We start from the raw sequence: 17444 nt of genomic DNA on the forward strand, positions 1-17444 counted from the left end.
AATCCGTAATTAATGGCAAACCGATGAGGGGCTGTTCAGCCCCCAGGCCGGGGCAGAGATTTCGCACTTCCCGCCGCGGAGATGCACGTTGAGCGCGCGTGGCGGCTGTTCAGCGCGGATATACAGTACGCTGGCCTGGCCGACATACCCGACAGACTCACCGTTTTCATCAAGCACTTCGGTCCCGAAGGGCAGCGGTTTGCCGTCGGCACGCGTCGCATGCAGCACCCACGACTGGCGTTTGTCGGTTTCAAAGCGGATATAGCTCACCGCCCCGTCGTAAGGGGCCACGTTAGCCATGTTGCCGATCACTTCCGCCCCCGCGCTGTTTTCCGTTTGCGATAACGTAATGGCGTTTTTGCGGTACGGGGTAGCGTAAGGCACCAGCGCTACGCCATCGCGGTTAGTCACAATGCTTTCATCGCCGTTCACCATCAGCCCCTCCGCCTCAGGCGCATCGACGATAGTCATGGTGCTGCCGGTTTCGTTTGAGGCGAGAACGTGCCATGGGTAGGCCACCAGGCTTCCCCGTCCGCTGAGCCCGGTCTGGCGGTAGTCAGAGGATTCGCTGTAAGAGCCGCCGAGTGTCGCAAAGTTCGAACGGTACGCCGCGTTAACACTTGCCGCATTTTTACCCCCACGCGCATTACTGCCGGAGAGGGTGTAGCTCAGGCGGTTCGACGCCAGCGCATTTCCGCTCATGCTGATGTTGCTCTGCTCATAATGTGAATCGCTGGCCGTCAGGCTGGAGGTGATCCAGGCATTATTATCAAACAGCGAGAACGGCAGGCTGAGAGAGAGATAAAGGCGTGTCTCTTCTTCGCTGTCTTTATTACGCACCCGGCTGGCCGACAGGGTATAGCTGGCGCGGCCAATGGCGTTGGAATAGCCCATCTGATACTCGCGCGTGGTTTGCTGCGAATTCCAGTAATCGCGCTGTGTGCCGGAGATAAATACCGTGCCCCAGTTATCGAGCAGGCGCTGATTAAGGTTAAGCGTGAAGGTGTTTTTGGGCTGTGCGGCGCGCAGGGCATCCCAGGTGCTCAGGGACATGTCGGGCGCCACGCCAAACCGATCTTCGTATTCGTCGTATTGCGCTCTGAGGCGCTGATACCCTTCACGTGAATAGAGTGCGTCGCTAAAGCTGTAATAGCCTTTAGTGGAATAGCGATAGGCCGCCAGGGTGAAGTTGGTGGCGGTGGTATCGATAAATTTGCTGTACGACACGCGGTAGCTCTGACCGCTGCTGGTGCGATCCTGTAGGGTGGTTTTAGCGTGGGTGACATCAAACGAGACCGCGCCAAAGGGAAGGTTCCACCCGGTACCGACAAGCCCGGCCTGGTAGTCATCGCTAATAATCGTCCCGGTATACCCGGTGATAAGGTTGTTGAACCCGTAGCGTAGCGTAGCCTGCATAAATGCGGGTTCGGCGTCGAGCGTGTTCTGGTGCACTTTACCCGCCACCACGCTGTACTGACTTACTCCCTCTTTTAACATGCCGGGCACGGCGGAAAACGGCACCGTGAAGGACTGCTGCGATCCGTCTGCCTCACGCACAACGACCAGCAGATCGCCCGCAGAGCCGGTAGGCTGAATGCTGTCGAGCGTAAACTGGCCTGGCGGCACGTTCTCCTGGTAGATCACGTTGCCGTTCTGGATAACTTTCACCAGGGCGTTCGTCCGCGCCACGCCGTGAACCACCGGTGAAAAACCCTGCTGCGAATTTGGGCGCATTTTCATGTCCGACGCCAGCGACACGCCGCGCACGCGCATCGAATCAAACAGATCGCCCGGCATGTAAAAGTCACCCAGCGTCAGGTTGGAGGTCAGCGAGGCCAGGGGGCGGCGCAGGTAACGGGTATTATTCTGCCACTGGCTCTCCCCGCTGGCCGATTTCCGCCAGGCGCTGCTGTCGCGAAACTGCCAGCCGAACAGGTTAAGGCCGGAATCCAGCCCGGCATAAAAATCATCGTTCGTGTCTTTCGCCGTGCCCTTAGTACGGGTGTTATACCAGGTCGTGTTCCACGAGAGCATCAGCGCCGGGATCCCTTCGCTCCAGAACTGGGGGGCAATGTAACCTTCTTCTGTACGCAGCACGGCCGCCTGCGGAACGGTGAGCGCCAGGCTCAGGGTACTGGTATCGGTTTTGACTTCACCGCCCTGAACCAGATCGCGCAGCTGGACCTGCCCATGCGCAATGGCAGGCGCAGGAACGGACGCGGTATTAATGCCAAGCGACTGGGCATCTTTCCAGGCAAGACGGATGTCGTCACGCTGCTCGCCGTAGATGACGGTATAACGCCCCCTCCAGCTGCCGTTTACGTAGATATCCATCTCCTGACTGCCGGCAGGCATGACGTTGTTTTCGGAAAAGCGTGACAGATCGGACTCACCGGATGCGCCAGCAAGCAGGGAGGGATCAAACGAGACGGCCCCTGATTTATGCGAAAGCAGAAGCGTGCAGACTGCCAGCAGACAGAGTCTGTTTTGTTTCATTTTCATGGTGAGTCTTTCCGATCACTGACTGGTGAAAGTCCGGGTTTTATACGCGCCAAGATCGTCCACATACATCAGCTCGAGGGTCTGTCCGCGCTTAACCGTATTTTTTGTGGTAACCGTCAGCTGCCCAAACGGGGAAACCATCGGGGATTCCTGGAGTAATTTCGTTTTACCCAGCGAAATATTGGCCACAGTAATATGGAACGGGCTGTTATTGGCGATGCGAAGGCGATCGCCGTCGGCGGCGAGCGTCAGTTTCGCCACCGCGTCATCCAGCGTGCCTGTAAGTGCAGCGGGCCGATAAAAAAGCTTGATACGGGATTTAATCGCCAGCTGAACGGTATTCTGGTTTTGCAAATTTTCAGGCTTGGGCGGAATGTCGAGGACATTCAGGAAAAAGACGGATTCGCGATCCGCAGGTAAACTGGACGGCAGCTTTTTAATGCGAAGCTGTTGGCCATTATGTTCATCGACCTTTATCACCGGTGGCGACAGCAGAAACGGCACATTTGCGGTTTCCGGCGTGGAATTAATATCACCGTCATCTATCCAGGATTGCACCAGAGCGGGCGCATCGCCCGTATTCATTAACTGGACGATCACCTCTTTGTTATTTTCAGGATAAAGGACACGGGTGCCATTAATGACAATATTGGCCCATGAGTGACCCGTGCTTAGCAGTAAGCCTGCCAGCAAAATTGCCTTGCGCATGATTGCAACCTTAAATGCAGGCTCTGCGAAAGCAGAGCCTGAATAATCATTATTACAGGTAGGAAATGGTATACGTTACGTTGGAGCTTAACTCGCCCACCGTTGCGGCAGCGGCGTTTGTTTTATAGTAATAAACATCCAGCGTCAGCGTTTCGGAATCTGGCTTGGTCGATGTGCCCATAATCTTGGTAGTGTAAGCCTGGTTCAGCGTAATAGGCGTAGACGAGCCTGTCTCTACCAGCGCAAAGCCAACATTACGCGCCACGCTGGCATCGTTTTCGTTCACGCTGTTATTCAGCAGGTATTTACCGTCAGTGGAGATATTATCCGCGCTGGAGAAATAAATTTTCAGCGGAGTACCGGTCGTTCCTGCTGCCGGCGTACAGCCTGAGAAGGTCAGCGAAATAGATTTTTTATTCTTGGTGATCAGGCCAACCGTGGTGCCTGCATCTTTTACCGTAATAGGGGAAAGCGCAACGGTAAAGTCCGCGCTTTTACCACCGTTAATGGTACAGGTTGTATCGGTAATTGCGCCGGTAAAGTTAATGATACCACCCGCCGAATTGTCTGCGGCCATAGCGCTGGTAGAAGCCACAGCGGCAGCCAGAAGTGAAACGGTCATGATCGATTTGAACATGATAAACTCCATAAAGATTTGTGTAATTTAGAATGAATGTTAATCGGCTACACATGTCCCTGATGTACCGGCTAGACGCATGGCGACGCGGGAAAGTGCTTTGACGATATTATGTTGCACTAAAAATGTACACAACAAAACATTATTCCAACAACTTCGAAAGTTTAAGATTATAATCTTGTCTGGACGTTTTTTTTAATGTTTTAACCTAAATGCGTAAGTTCGAAGATTTTTATTAATGAATTAATAATCGTTAATTAATGAAGCTTTATGAATTCCTCTCTTAATTAATATCACGCGACTTGACCACATAAACTTTAGACTTATTATTGCCTGGCAAATGCACAAAATTTTAACAATGGCGTAATAATTATATGAAGTATCTCATTGATCTTACAATGCTTTATGAAGTGGATGCCGGTATGATCATGATTAATGGAGAGGAAGAGTCATCCATTAAGTTATCTAACCAGGCGGGACGTCTGCTTTATGAACTTATCATCAACAATGGTAAAACACTCGACAGAGATGACCTGATAAAGAAGGTCTGGGAGGACCATGGCTTCTCCGGCTCCTCGGTGAGTCTGAACGTTGCCGTCAGTGAAATCAGAAAAGCGTTTCGAACATTAGGGTGCGACCCGTTGCTGATAAAAACCATACGCGGCAAGGGCTTCAGCCTTGCCGCGCATATTGAGCATCACACGGTCAGGCCGCCGGTTGTGTCAGCGCTTAGCGAACAATCTGCTTCTGAAGAGGCTGATACATTACTGCATAAGAAAGACGCCGATCCGCCTAAACGAATAATATCGATGCATACGCTCTTTCTTTCACTGTGCACGTTGTTACTGGTTATCGTTATTGGCACCGTTATTTTACTGTTGCACCAGAGAGTGTCCTATGCCGAGAGCCTGAAAGATTCTGATATGCATCTGCTCGGTAAAGTGGACAGGTGTACGGTATACCTTATCGATAAGAATATGTTTCAACCGCGGCAACACTACTTTAATCACGTAAAAGAGGTCCTTGCAAAACAACATACCGACTGTCAACACCAGGTTGCCGACGCTTACTATTCCAGGTTTAAAAAGTCACAGATAGAAAATTATTTTTTGGCTATCTGTTATCAGCAGGACAGTATCGACGATTATAAGAACTGCATTTCTTACAGAAGCCTGACCGGGAGTTAAAATATGTCAAGGACTAAAATGAGTGTCATGTTCGGTATCGTACTGGTACTTTCTGTTATCGCCTTAGTGTGGGTCTATTTTACCAGAACGCAGGATGAGGGGTTTGGCTGCCAGTCAGATACCATTTCCTGGAAAACCTATTCCACGGGTGATTTAACCGATATGTCGTTAACCACGCTATTCCTGTTTAACAACAAAGATGTTGTGACGGTTATTCACAAAGGCGTGCTAAAGAAAGAGGGCAAAAGCTACCTGATTGACAGGAATTACACGCTTAGCGTAGAAAAAGTCGACGGAAGCAATATCTTTTATATTAAGGATAAAAAGCTGAATAAATCTGAAGATGATGTAGCGCCGGATGGTGTTGTAAACGAAATGTTACTTGATAATATCAACTTCTTCTATATTACCAGCGTTAAACCGCACGCCTGGTTAATTAAGGGGCTGGTTTTACCTGTAATGATGTGTGTGGCTGTTCCAACGTCCTGATATTTCTCTTTACTGAAAAATCGATATTTATCTATCGCTCGAGAAGTTGAGTAATTTACTCAATACGTAACAATAAGATACGGGAGATTTATTTATGTTTTTATTGTTGCGCACCGCCGAGTGAATTTTTCTGTATTGCCTCGTTATTTTGCGGCTGTCTATACTCCGCCTCGAAAAAGGGGCTCCCCTTTTTATACACGTGGATTCTTTTTTGAAGGACTAAATAAATGAACAAACTGAACGCTATCGTTCTGGGCTCCCTGCTGTCTGTTTCTGCGCTGAGCGCAGTTAATGCCGCAGAAACTACGGCGTCTGCTACCTGGCAGGCAACCGCGACCAAAGACAGCGAATCTGACCTGGTTGTTACGCCAACGCGTGCTCTGAACTTCGTTTACAGCGCCAACACGAAATCTTTCAACACCGATACCGGTCTGTTTGATGTGGCTATCCGTGGCGATCACTCGACGGCGACCAGCTTCAAGCTTGAAGCCATCCTCGACGATTCCAACAACACGCTGTTCAGCGTGGGTGGTGAAGCGACCAAACTGAAGGTAGGCGCGCGCTGGGGCGGTAACGATCTGGGCTCTATCGGTGGCACCGTAGGTGCAAAATCTACCGCATGGACCACGCTGGTTGATTCTTCTTCTAACACCGGCGTTTCTTCTGGCCTGTGGAACCTGACCACCAGCGCTGGCGCGGTGGCTGATACCGAAATTACCGGCCAGGACAAATTCGTCTTCTACGTTGACTCCGCTCAGGACAACGCAGGCGCGACGAAAGAGTTCAAAGACCTGACCAACAGCCTGTGGGAAGGTACCGTTGCCGTTGCGTTCCGCGCAACCTGGGGCTAAGGCCTGATCGATCCAGGGGCGCAAGCCCCTGTTTAGGGAAATAGCATGTTTAACCTCAAATCCGCCTTCTTATTTTTATTATTTATTTCTTCCTCCGCGCTGGCCATTAATGTGGGAAAAGTCACCACCATTATTCCAGCGGACGCTGATTCCACCGCCAAGGAAATAAAAAACGAAGCAGACAGCGTGCGTATTGTTTCTGTTCGCGCACAGCGGATCAGCAGCCCGATGGATGAAGGGATCGTCATTAATCCGGAGAAAGTGGACGAGCTGTTGCTGACGCCCACGCGCATGGTGATGCCCGCCGGTACCAGCAATATTGTCAAATTTTACTATCACGGTAATGCCGATAACAAAGAGCGTTACTACCGCATTACCTTCACGGATGAAGGGGTGAGCGAAGAGGTGGACAGCGGTTCGCCAAAAAACGGCACCGGGATGACGCGCGCGGTGGTGAGTACCATTCTGGTGGTTCAGCCTCGTGATAAGAAGATCGACTTCGTCTATGTGGCGGGAAAAATAACCAATAAAGGGAACACCTCGTTTCGCGTCAATGCGACCGGGACCTGCCTGAAGCCGAATCCGGAATCACCGACTACGCCGTGTACCAAAAACTTCTACCTGATGCCGGATACCTCGCGCGCTATCGAGGATATCAACGTTACGGATAACCATTTTCATCTTGGAATATGGGACCTGAAACAGTTCATACCTGTTAAGTAAGGATGCATGGTGAAAAATAAATTAGTGTTGCCGGTGATGATGGCTTGCGCATCCGGCACGCTGCCCGCGCTTGCGCATGCAGCCTCAAGCTCCGTGGTTATCGCTAATTACCGTTTTCCCGACTCGCTTTATGCACTGCTGGAGCAGGGGATCAAAATTCCCGTCTATCTGGTCAATACGCGGCCACATTCAGCACAACAAGGGAACCACGAAGGCACGGCGAGCGAATATGTTCGTCTGGGTGACGTGACGCTCTTTGCGAAGGATATGAAGCTGGGGCTGAGGGATGTTCAGGTCCAGGAGTCTGATAACGGCATTCGTCTGTCAAAAGAGATGCGAACGTTATTGAAGAGCATTAACGATAAGCAGTTCGACGATAAGATGCGCATTCCGGTCAGTGCGGGGTCCGCGTTCGAGCTGGACCAGAAAAAAATGCGCCTGTTGCTGAATCTGTCGCAGAGCGATTACGGGGTGAATATTCGCCCGCGTGAGGTGGACATTGATGCGCCGGAGTCTGACGACCTGAGCGGCACCTTTTCCTACAACCTCGGGGCGTATCACACCGAGAGCGGCTACGGCGACAGCTGGTCATCGGGTTACCTGAACGCGAGAAACTGGATCTCAATGGGCGTTGATCATGTGCTGATCGACGGCTCTGGCTACGTCAACGAGAGCAGCAGCGACACTCAGATGAACGCGGTCATGTGGGAGCGCGACTATCAGGGTATGCGCTACGCCGCAGGCATGCTGAACGGCTGGGCAATGCAGTCTCTGGCGAGCGTCAGCGGCATTTCCGGCGGTGAAGTCTACGGCGTTTCCATGGGCAACCAGGCCAACTCGCGCAAGCGCGATAACACGCTCTCCCTGACGCCAGTGGTGGTCTATTTCCCGACGGCGGGCGAGGCCCGTATTCGTCGTGACGGGCAGCTTATCGGCATTCAGCGCTTTGACGTCGGTAACCATGAAATTGACACCAGCGGCCTGCCTTACGGGATCTACAGCATCGAAGTCGAAGTGGTAAGCGGAAGCCGCACCGTGTCGCGCAGCATGTACACCGTCAATAAGCCGTTCTCCAGCAACGTGTCGGAAACGCTGCGCTGGCAGATGTGGGGCGGGATGTATAGCCGCGATAAGTCCGTCGTCAATTATAAAAAATACGCGAAGCGCAAAAACGAGCAGGACGACACGTACTACTACGATTACGACACCAAACATAAAGACACCATGTCGCTGGTGGGGGCCTCGTTCAGCAAGCGCAGCGGGATGGTCGACTGGAATGCTTCCACCTACATGATGCGGGAACACATCGTCAGCGAGCTGTGGGCCTCCCTGAACCTGACGGGCTATTTCTCGGTGAATACCCAGACCATGGCGGCCTCCGACGGAACGTACCGCGCCAACTATGGCATGAATCTTAGCCTGCCGTGGCAGATCGGTTCGGTCTGGTACTCCCATGAACAGCTCTCCAGCGGCAAGTTCCTGGACATCTATGAGAGCAAGGGCAACACCTGGGGCGCCTCGTTTAGCCTGCCGTCGTTCGGCCTGCCCTCGGCGGGCAACCTGAGCCTGATGCGCCAGGAGGACGACCTTTATCGCTATAAACGCTATCAGCTGGACTACTCGCAGGGATTGTACGCTGGCCGCTACGGCACGGCGCGCCTGCGCGTGGGGATGTCGCGCAACAAATACGACGGGTATTACGAAGAGAAAGATCGTTACGTGATGCTCGATTTCGCCATACCGCTCGGCAATACCGTGTCGGTTGGCGTTTCCCACAACCGCGATACCGGCACAGCATTGAACGTCAGCGCCAGCCGCCAGTTTGAGGGCGATTACCTGAAATCGGCCACCGCCAACGTGTCGAAAGCCTTCAACAGCCGCCAGGATCGCAGCGTAAGCGGCGGCGGCAGCGTGAACTTCGATACGCCGTGGAACAGCAACATCCTTAGTGTTCAGAGCGGCATGAGCAAAGGCTGGAACTCCACGCTGACCAGCGACGGGAGCGTGGGCTGGTCCAAAGAGGCCATCGCCGCCGGGAAAGGCACCGAAAGCGCAGGGGTGATTGTCAGCACCGGTCTCAAACCTGATGAAGCACTGACCCTGAAGCTTAACGGCCGCGCGGAACGCATCAAAGGGGATAAAACCTGGCTGTCGCTGCCGGCATACCAGGCTTATGACCTGGAGGTGATGAACAGTGAAACCGGTACGGAAAGCTATGAGATTGGCGCGAACGCGCGTCGCCATATCACCGTTTATCCGGGCAACACCGTGGTGATGAAGCCGCAGGTGAAGAAAATCGTCACCCTGTTTGGCCGTCTTGTGGATGCAAACGGCAATCCGATTGGCGCCACGCAGATCAAAAACCACGTCGGGCTGACCCGGACGGAAAACGACGGACGCTTCGTGATCGACGTTGATAAGAACAACCCTGTCCTGAGCATCGCCACGCCGGACGACAGCGTCTGCGAAGTGCGCCTGGACATTGAGTCTAACCGCGGTGCGCTGTGGCTCGGGGACATCTCCTGCGGAAAAGGCGATTACGTCTGGCAGGAAGCAAAAGGAACGCAGGAACGTGACGATGAAAAAGATATTCGCTCTTAATCTGTTATTGATAAGCGCCGCAGCGCAGGCGGATCAGCTGCCTTATTTCGCCATCAATAACCCGGACAGTAACGGGACGGGTAACAGTGCGGCGTTGTTTAGCCTCAACGCCAGCTCGGCCTCGTTTTTACATGGGTCGCGGGAATGGCCAAGCCTGAGTAACAAGGTGAATAACGGGATTGCCACCTATATTCCGGACAACGGCTTTAGCGGACCTCCGGGCAGCGCGCTAACCATCAATTTTAGCGTAACGGGCTCCAGCGCTTCGCCATTCTTCAAGGGTACCTCGTGCTCATCTAGCTGCGGTACGGTGGGCTACACCCCGACGACCAGCTATACCGATACGTCGATGGTGGTGAAGCCACCGATCATGGAACCCGCTACCGCCTATGGCCGCTGGGTTCTGGGCGATCCGTTCTTTGACTATTTGCTCAATGCGGCTCCCGGCAACGAGGTGACCATTACCTCTAAGCCGCAAAATTCCACGTCCAGCAAGACCAATACGCTGCATAAAGTGGGCACGCTGACCATGACCAACTCCAGAGCGCTGGATCTGGGGATTGATCCGATCACCGGCGAGGTCACGATTGTGGATGGTTCAACCGGGGATACCTGTACCAAATATACGCGTAATACGGTATCGGGCGTACTGTGCAACCTGCTGGAGTATACCTTCATCGGAGAAGACGTTACCGGTTACAGCCCTGGTCTGGCGCTTACCGCATCGCGCATTAACAGCGTGCTTCAGTCGCACATGAATGGCGGAACGGGCCTTGCCGCGGAAATTACCTTCGATGAGAAAACCTGGTACAGCATCTCCGGCGGTATTTTGAGCGACACCCGCGTGCTGGCGAATACCTTTATCAGCGCGCCGCAAAAAAATGGCGGTAAAGCATATCTTAAGATCTTCATTCCTAAAGGGTTAATTCTGAGCGTAGCGCAGGCGGGGGATGGTAGTAACATCGGCAATATCGTCAGTATGTGCCTGTCGCCTGCTAACAGCACGCTGGCGGCGGACTTCTGTTTCCAGCCTGGCAGCGGACTGGTAATTAATCCTATCCAGCCGGGGCTTGCTATCGTGCCGGATAACCCAGACTACACCGTGGATTCGAACGGCCTTGGCGGCTCCGGAAAAGGGGTAATTGGCGAAGCGCCAATTGAAATTCCCTACACCATTACCTACAGCGGCGCGCAAAAGGATGCCGCAGTGGCAGTGACGGTGAAAGTTACCGGGCCTACCCAGAGTCTGAACGGCACAGACTATTGTGCCTTTAGCGGAAACGGCTTCACCGTGCCCATTCCCGGCAACGTATTGCTGGGTAAGAGTCAGACGCTGAAGGCCCATAACTGTAAAGGCGAGGTGCTCTCCATCCCGGCGCCTGCCACCCATGCGGAAGAGTGGGAGAAGATAAGCTCTGGAGTGACGGACATGTGGCTTTGGAAAACGCCGCTGGTATTGCAGTTTGTGATGAATAACCCGGTCTCGAAAACCACCTATGATGGTAATAGCTGGTTTGGTGAAGTTACTGCTCAGGGTCGAATTGATGTCAGCGCTTCCTGGAATTAAACATGTTATGACTGGAAAATTCCTGGCTATTTTTGCAATAAATTGCTTCATTTCTACAGGAGCAAATGCTTTAATTATCGAAAGTCTGAATATAGATTTTTTGCCAGAAAAAGAAGTCGTTTTTCAGCCCATAAAAAATGATACAAGCGAACGTCAGAATTATACAGTTTCACTCATTCAGGTCGATGTACCAAAAGAGCGTGGGAAAGAGACTGAAATAAAAGATGGCGAAGTCATGTATTCGCCTAAACAATTAACGCTGGAGAGCGGTGAGCGGGCAGGGTTTAAGTTTTTTTATACCGGCCCGCACGATAATAAAGAACGCTACTATCGCGTCAAATTCACCGAGACGCCGCTTCAGGCAAGGGCTGTAGTGAGCAAAGGCCAACGCATTCAGTCGGATGTGGTGGTTTCGCTTGAAGCTATATTAATAGTCCGCCCCTGGAACCGGCAATTTAGTTATACGTTTAATAACGGGGTGGTGAGTAATACCGGGAATACGTATTTCAAATACGTATCCTCACAAGGGTGCAGTACCCAATATAATGACTCAAAATATCTTCCGCCGGGACAACGGCTGGAAATAGATGATTACGCACAGCCTGCAAGACGAATGATTATTTATGGGAATAAGATCATTCCACTTTCTAGCTGTTCGTAACAAGCGCTTTCCTTCATAAAAGGAAATTAACCTTCGGCACAAGCTGAAGATTTACTACTACAGGAGACTAAAAATGAAAGCGATTTCATTCGTAGAAGCGAAAGAAATTATCGGTGGTGCATTGAACCCAATCGATGGCCTGATTAAAGGCGCACAGCTGGGCTGGAACACGGGTGCAAGCGTTGGATTAGGTTCCATCGGTGGCATCGTTGGTGGTGTGCTGGGTGGTGCTATGGGCTTCGTGGGCGCGATTTTCGGCAGCTTTAACTAATTTATTTTTTCAAAGGAATAAACCATGCAAGTTATCGACATCAAAAAAGCACAGGCCATCGTTGGTGGTTGGGATCCTATTGCCTCTGCTATTCAGGGTGCAAGCGCGGGCTATAACGCGGGCAGCCAGATGTTAGGCGTTATTGGCGGTGCCATCGGCGGTGCGTTTGGCCTGGTTGGCGGTCTGATCGGCGGCTTCTTCAGCGCGTAAGTTGTTGACCTTAGCACTCATGGCCCGCATTGCCGGGCCATTTTTTTATTTCAGCCACGGATCACTATGTTTTCGCTCTTTCAGTATAAAAAACAGGGAAAGACCCCTGTTATTCGCCAGCATGAATTTACCGAATGTGGCCTGGCCTGCCTGGCAATGGTGTTGGGGCACTACGAGCACCATGTATCTGTCAGCCAGCTGCGCCGGGAGATTTCCGTTTCCGCCGATTCGGGAACCTCAATGGCGGAATTGTTGACCCTTGCCAGCGATAAAAATATGTCTGGCCGGGTGCTTAAAGGCGAAATCACTGAAATAGAAACGTCTGAGCTGCCGCTCATCGCCTTCTGGCGCGGTAACCATTTCGTGGTCATCGTGAAGATCGACAGCCGCAGCGTGACCGTCCACGATCCCGCCAGCGGCGTGCGTCGTTACCGCCTGAAAGAGGCGGAAAAACTCTTTTCCGGCTATGTGCTTGAGCTTAAGCCCACGCCGAGCTTCGAAAAGAAATCCCCGGATGAAAAGCTCACGCTTGGCCGGTTAGCCAATAAATCTCCGAGCCTGTTCCAGCGCCAGCTGCTGCTGTTTGTGCTCTGTATTTTTACCCTTATCACCATGCTGGCGAGCCCCACCTACGTGCAGCTGATAATGGATGAGGCCATTTCCCGCAGCGACAGCGATCTGGTGATCCTGCTCACCGCGATCTTCGCTATCGTCTTTATCTTTGAAGTCATCGGTAAATTCCTCAAGCAGCTGCTTGAGATCCTGATGCGCAACATTGCCTATGACGATCTAAGCCAGTCCGTGCGGCACTACATGCTGCGCACCCAGACCAGCTGGTTCCGCTCGCGCCCGCCGGGCATCGTGCTGGCTATTGAAAAATCGCTCCACGCCTGCGCGGAGTTCATCAGCAATGGCTACGTACAAATTCTTTTTTCCAGCCTGATCGCCGTGACCAGCCTGCTGTTTATGCTGCTGTATAACGTCAAAATTGCGGTGCTGACAATGCTGCTGATGGGCGTGTTCTTCCTGATCCGCTTTTCGCTGATCGGCCCCTATCAACGCGCCGTGGATGACTCCATCGAGCGTACCGCCCAGTATGAATCTCTGCTGGTAGAGACGCAGAAAGGGATCATTACGCTCAAGGCGAACAATATGGAGCAGGCCCGGGACGCGGTGATGGACAAATCCCAGCGCGAACACATCGCCGGGCTGATGCGTAAAGAGCGGCTGCTGGCCCGTTTTGACGTGGCTTCGCTGCTGGTGATCAATGCCGAGCAGCTGCTGGTGGTCTGCTTTGGCGCGTGGCTGATCCTGGAAGGGCAGATGAGCATCGGGATGCTGTACGCCTACATCAGCTACAAGCGCTATTTTTCCGATGCCATGGTGCAGGTGGCGCAGAAGCTGCTCGACAAAAATGCCCTTAAGGGGCCGCTGGATCGCGTGGGCGATCTGCTGTATGCCCCCTCTGAAACCAGCCAGTTTGGGAAGCGGATTGTCACCTCGCCGGTCTGTCTGCAATTTGAGGATGTCTCATTTGCTTATCCAGGCCGGGAGGCCACGCTACAGCATATCAACATGACCCTGAAGCAGGGCGAAGAGGCGGTGATCGTTGGCCAGAGCGGGTCCGGAAAAACCACGCTGCTGCGTCTGATCTCCGGCATGCTGCTGGCATCGTCAGGCACGCTGCGGATCAATAAGATCCCCATTGAGGAGTGCGATCTCTCCTCGCTGCGCCAGCACATCCGCATCGTTCATGCGGACGATATTCTCTTCACCGGCTCGATACTGGACAACATCGCCTGCTTTGACAGCGCGCCGGATAAAGAGCAGGTCATCGCCGCGTGTCGGCTGGCGGAAGTGGACCACGTCGTCGCCCGTTTGCCGCACGGTTACGAAACGGAGATGCTGCCGGGGAACACCTTTTTCTCGGCCGGGGAGATGCAGCGTCTGGTCCTGGCGCGTGCCCTGTACAGCCAGCCTAAGCTACTGCTCTGCGACGAAGTGACGGCGAACCTGGATAAGACCACCGCGCAAAAGGTGCTGGCGAACCTGCGTAGCCTGGGGATTGGGCTGGTGTTTGTCACCCACTCGCCGGACGTGGTGGGCTGCCATGGTCGTCTCTATACCATGGAAAACGGAACCCTGCGGGAGAGTGCGCCATGATGTTTCTGCCGCGTCTCTATGCCCGACTCTGCGCGCGCCAGGCCGGACGCACCTTAATGGCAAACCGGATTGCGCAAAACTACAGCCAGTTTATGCCCTGCCCGGAGGCCGATGTGCCGGCTGATTTCCTGCATCAGAACGCCCATGAGCTGAGCGGGTTTAACTTCGTGGAGCAGATTTTCCCGCCCGCGCTGTGGGCGCGCAACGTTCGCTTCGATCTGCATGCGTACGTGGCGCAGTGGACGCAGGAGCAGGGGTTTTACAGTTCGCCTCGCACCCTGCTTCTGGGCATGCGCTGGGCGGGCTTTGGCCTGATTATGGATGCGCTGCTCGCCACCGCGCCAGACGACGTGCGCTTTCAGTTTATTACCCGTCACCCTGCGCTGCACAAGCTGATGGCCGCGCACGACGGACGGCGCGCCGGCTCGTTTTTCGCCCCTCAGCGCCTGGTGACGGTGCTGCTGATGGATGAACGCCTGCCGGATGCGCCGCTGTTCCCAATTCAGGCAGGCGATCGCAAGGCGTGGTTAACGGACGTCTCCACGCGGTTTTTATCGCGCTATGGCTACAGCGTCCGAACGCTGCTGCCGGTCTGTTCGCTGCACGCGGTAGAGTTTGGGCTGGAGAGCCAGGCATATGCGCCAGAGGATTACCGTCTGGCCGCCGCCGACACGCTGAACGCGCTGCGCAAAACCCCCACGCTCTGGAGTGGATGGGACGATCTTTCAGTGATTTATCATGGATGACATATCGTGAAATTAAAAAACCGAAGCCGACAGCGTCGGGCGCTAATCCCGCACCACTTCTCAAAAAGCTATCAAATCAACGCGCCGCGGCTGAAAACCGTGCTGACGCTGTTCATCGCCTTTTTTCTCTGCCTGCTGGTCTTTGCGATTGCTTTCAACTTTTCGGAAACCACGCTGGCACGCGGGGTGCTGATCCCGGCGCAGGGCGATGTGGAAGTGCGCGCCAGAGAGTCCGGAACCCTTGTTGATTTTGCCGTCCGGCCCGGCCAGTACGTGAAGGAAAACGATCCGCTGTTCACCGTGTCGCAGGACTATGGCGGCAAGCAGGGGTCGGTGGTGCAGTTTGACCGCCAGCAGATGGAAGCGGAGAAAAAGCGCAGCGAGCAGCGCATTCAGGCCATTGAGGATTCTATTGCGTCGTACCGCAAAAACCTGGCGCAGCAGCTGGCTCTCACCGACAAGCAGATAGCCGTTTCCCGCGATAAGGTGAAGAAGCTGCGCGCGCTGCTTAAAAACAGCACCGACACCTACGAGGCGTGGAAATCCGTCTCCGGGAAGGGCTATGTCTCCAAAGTGGATCTCGATAAAAGCCATAACGATGTGCTCAACGCCCAGCTCAACCTGACGCTGGAGGAGAGCACTATTCTTGAGCTTGAGGCACGCAAAACCAGCCTGACCGACAGCACCCAGTCGCAAATTGACTCGCTGAGCGAAGAGCAGCTGTACGTGAAAAACCGCATCAGCGAAATCGATCGCAACCTGTCCAGCCGGGGAAGTTCCACCATGGCCATGCTCGCCCCTTCGGATGGCTACGTGGTGGCGATTAACTTCCCGCCTGGTCGGGCCATTACGCAAAACAGCGAGGTGGTGGTGGTGATCCGTAAAAATACCGCGGCGACGATGGAGGGGTATCTGTATGTGCCGGCAACGGGAGTGGGGCGCGTGGCGAAAGGCGATAAGGTTAAGCTGCGCTTTGACTCCTGGCCCGTGGACAAATACGGTTCGGTGGAGGCAACGCTGTCCGATTTCTATGAGGTCAATATTGATGCCCATTCGGCGCTGATCCCGCTACAGGAAGGGCAGAACTACTACCTGGCCAAGGTGCGCGTCCCCTCCTGGTTTACCGACCCGGACAAGAAAAAGCGCATGCTGATGGGCGGGATGACGGTGAACGCCGATATCGTTATCGATCGTAAGCCGCTTATCAATCTGCTGATTGCGCCGCTGGAAAGGGTGCGCAAGCGGTTTATCGATTGACCCGATTTCATCGATCATCGCCCTTTAGCCCACATATTTAACGGCGTTCTGTGGCTATTCTCCTTCTCATACCAACCGGAGGATAGCCCATGAACATTACGCAAATTCGCAATGCCACCCAGCTGATTACCTACGCGGGAAAACGCTTATTGATCGACCCGATGCTGGCGCCGAAAGGCGCTTACCCGGGTTTTCCCGGCACGGCGCGGGCTGATATTCGCAACCCGATGGTCGAGCTACCCATTGACGTTCAAACGCTGCTGGACGCCGATGCGGTGATCGTCACCCATACCCATGACGATCACTGGGATCAGTATGCCGTTGAGCTGATCGCCAAAGACAAGCCGATCTACGTGCAAAATGATAGCGACGCCGCGCTGCTGCGCGGTCAGGGCTTCAACAACCTGACGGTCATGACCGATGAAACGACGTTCGGCGATATCCGGATAGCGAAAACGCATGGCGGCCAGCACGGCACCGACCGCGCTTACGCCGTGCCGGAGCTGGCAGAGCGTCTGGGCGAAGCCTGCGGCGTGGTCTTACGTCATCCCGACGAGAAGACGCTTTATATTGCAGGAGATACCATCTGGCGCGACGCGGTTGCGGCCGATCTGCAAAAGCACCAGCCGGACGTTGTCGTGCTCAACGCCGGTTACGCCCACGTCATCGGGTTTGGGCCGATTATCATGGGAGAAGAAGATCTCCTTAACGTGCATTTCCTGCTGCCACAGGCCAAAATTGTGGCCACCCATATGGAAGCCATCAACCACTGCCTGCTGACCCGCCGCGCGCTGCGCGAGTATGTTGACGCCAACGAGATTGGGGACGCGGTGAGCATTCCTCAGGACGGCGAAACCGTTGTATTCTGAGT

At 53.7% G+C, this 17444-nt stretch carries 16 protein-coding genes; 13 read left to right on the forward strand and 3 right to left on the reverse strand.

Annotated features, from left to right (window positions below; all coding sequences use genetic code 11):
* Positions 1-9: 9 nt before the first annotated feature.
* From INF58_RS08220 to INF58_RS08230, 3 genes are read right to left on the reverse strand one after another with little or no spacing between them, the layout of a single operon-like run.
* Entirely contained in the window at positions 10-2502 is a 2493-nt protein-coding gene (locus tag INF58_RS08220) for a fimbria/pilus outer membrane usher protein (protein ID WP_193527485.1), read from the reverse strand.
* A gap of 15 nt (positions 2503-2517) precedes the next feature.
* The gene (locus INF58_RS08225) at positions 2518-3210 is read right to left on the reverse strand and encodes a molecular chaperone (protein ID WP_193527486.1); all 693 of its coding nucleotides are present in this window, start codon (positions 3208-3210) and stop codon (positions 2518-2520) included.
* Positions 3211-3262: 52 nt separating this feature from the next.
* Positions 3263-3847: a fimbrial protein gene (locus tag INF58_RS08230; RefSeq protein WP_107534369.1), complete on the reverse strand. Its 585-nt coding sequence runs from the start codon at positions 3845-3847 to the stop codon at positions 3263-3265.
* 374 nt (positions 3848-4221) lie between these two features.
* Here INF58_RS08230 and INF58_RS08235 point away from each other — a divergent pair, with 374 nt between their 5' ends.
* The 13 genes from INF58_RS08235 to INF58_RS08295 all read left to right on the forward strand — a co-directional run bounded on the left by INF58_RS08235 (position 4222) and on the right by INF58_RS08295 (position 17442).
* The gene (locus INF58_RS08235) at positions 4222-5034 is read left to right on the forward strand and encodes a winged helix-turn-helix domain-containing protein (protein WP_193527487.1); all 813 of its coding nucleotides are present in this window, start codon (positions 4222-4224) and stop codon (positions 5032-5034) included.
* A gap of 18 nt (positions 5035-5052) precedes the next feature.
* Positions 5053-5523, forward strand: coding sequence for a hypothetical protein (locus INF58_RS08240; RefSeq protein WP_063868698.1), 471 nt, complete (start codon positions 5053-5055; stop codon positions 5521-5523).
* Positions 5524-5750: 227 nt separating this feature from the next.
* The gene (locus INF58_RS08245) at positions 5751-6374 is read left to right on the forward strand and encodes a common pilus major fimbrillin subunit EcpA (RefSeq protein ID WP_063452098.1); all 624 of its coding nucleotides are present in this window, start codon (positions 5751-5753) and stop codon (positions 6372-6374) included.
* Positions 6375-6419: 45 nt separating this feature from the next.
* Positions 6420-7097, forward strand: a complete 678-nt coding sequence (locus INF58_RS08250; RefSeq protein ID WP_063452099.1) for a fimbria/pilus periplasmic chaperone — start codon at positions 6420-6422, stop codon at positions 7095-7097.
* Positions 7098-7103: 6 nt separating this feature from the next.
* Positions 7104-9698: a CS1-pili formation C-terminal domain-containing protein gene (locus INF58_RS08255; RefSeq protein WP_107534371.1), complete on the forward strand. Its 2595-nt coding sequence runs from the start codon at positions 7104-7106 to the stop codon at positions 9696-9698.
* A complete protein-coding gene (locus tag INF58_RS08260; protein WP_102749923.1) occupies positions 9676-11265 on the forward strand; it encodes a receptor in 1590 nt (529 codons plus the stop codon). Before INF58_RS08255 ends, INF58_RS08260 begins: the two co-directional genes overlap by 23 nt.
* Positions 11243-11926, forward strand: coding sequence for a hypothetical protein (locus INF58_RS08265; protein ID WP_226847971.1), 684 nt, complete (start codon positions 11243-11245; stop codon positions 11924-11926). The genes INF58_RS08260 and INF58_RS08265 overlap by 23 nt, the downstream gene beginning before the upstream one ends.
* Before the next feature lie 73 nt (positions 11927-11999).
* Positions 12000-12197, forward strand: coding sequence for a hypothetical protein (locus tag INF58_RS08270; RefSeq protein WP_063452103.1), 198 nt, complete (start codon positions 12000-12002; stop codon positions 12195-12197).
* 24 nt (positions 12198-12221) lie between these two features.
* On the forward strand, positions 12222-12407 hold the full coding sequence (locus tag INF58_RS08275; RefSeq protein ID WP_063452104.1) for a hypothetical protein: 186 nt from the start codon (positions 12222-12224) through the stop codon (positions 12405-12407).
* Positions 12408-12473: 66 nt separating this feature from the next.
* Positions 12474-14570, forward strand: a complete 2097-nt coding sequence (locus INF58_RS08280; protein WP_063452105.1) for a peptidase domain-containing ABC transporter — start codon at positions 12474-12476, stop codon at positions 14568-14570.
* Positions 14567-15316, forward strand: coding sequence for a hypothetical protein (locus INF58_RS08285; RefSeq protein WP_193527488.1), 750 nt, complete (start codon positions 14567-14569; stop codon positions 15314-15316). Before INF58_RS08280 ends, INF58_RS08285 begins: the two co-directional genes overlap by 4 nt.
* 6 nt (positions 15317-15322) lie before the next feature.
* Positions 15323-16573, forward strand: a complete 1251-nt coding sequence (locus tag INF58_RS21090) for an HlyD family secretion protein (RefSeq protein WP_023298992.1) — start codon at positions 15323-15325, stop codon at positions 16571-16573.
* Positions 16574-16662: 89 nt separating this feature from the next.
* Entirely contained in the window at positions 16663-17442 is a 780-nt protein-coding gene (locus INF58_RS08295; protein ID WP_193527489.1) for an MBL fold metallo-hydrolase, read from the forward strand.
* Positions 17443-17444: the final 2 nt, after the last annotated feature.

It is taken from the genome of Enterobacter cloacae complex sp. P24RS (assembly GCF_014982165.1).
Lineage (GTDB): Bacteria > Pseudomonadota > Gammaproteobacteria > Enterobacterales > Enterobacteriaceae > Enterobacter > Enterobacter quasihormaechei.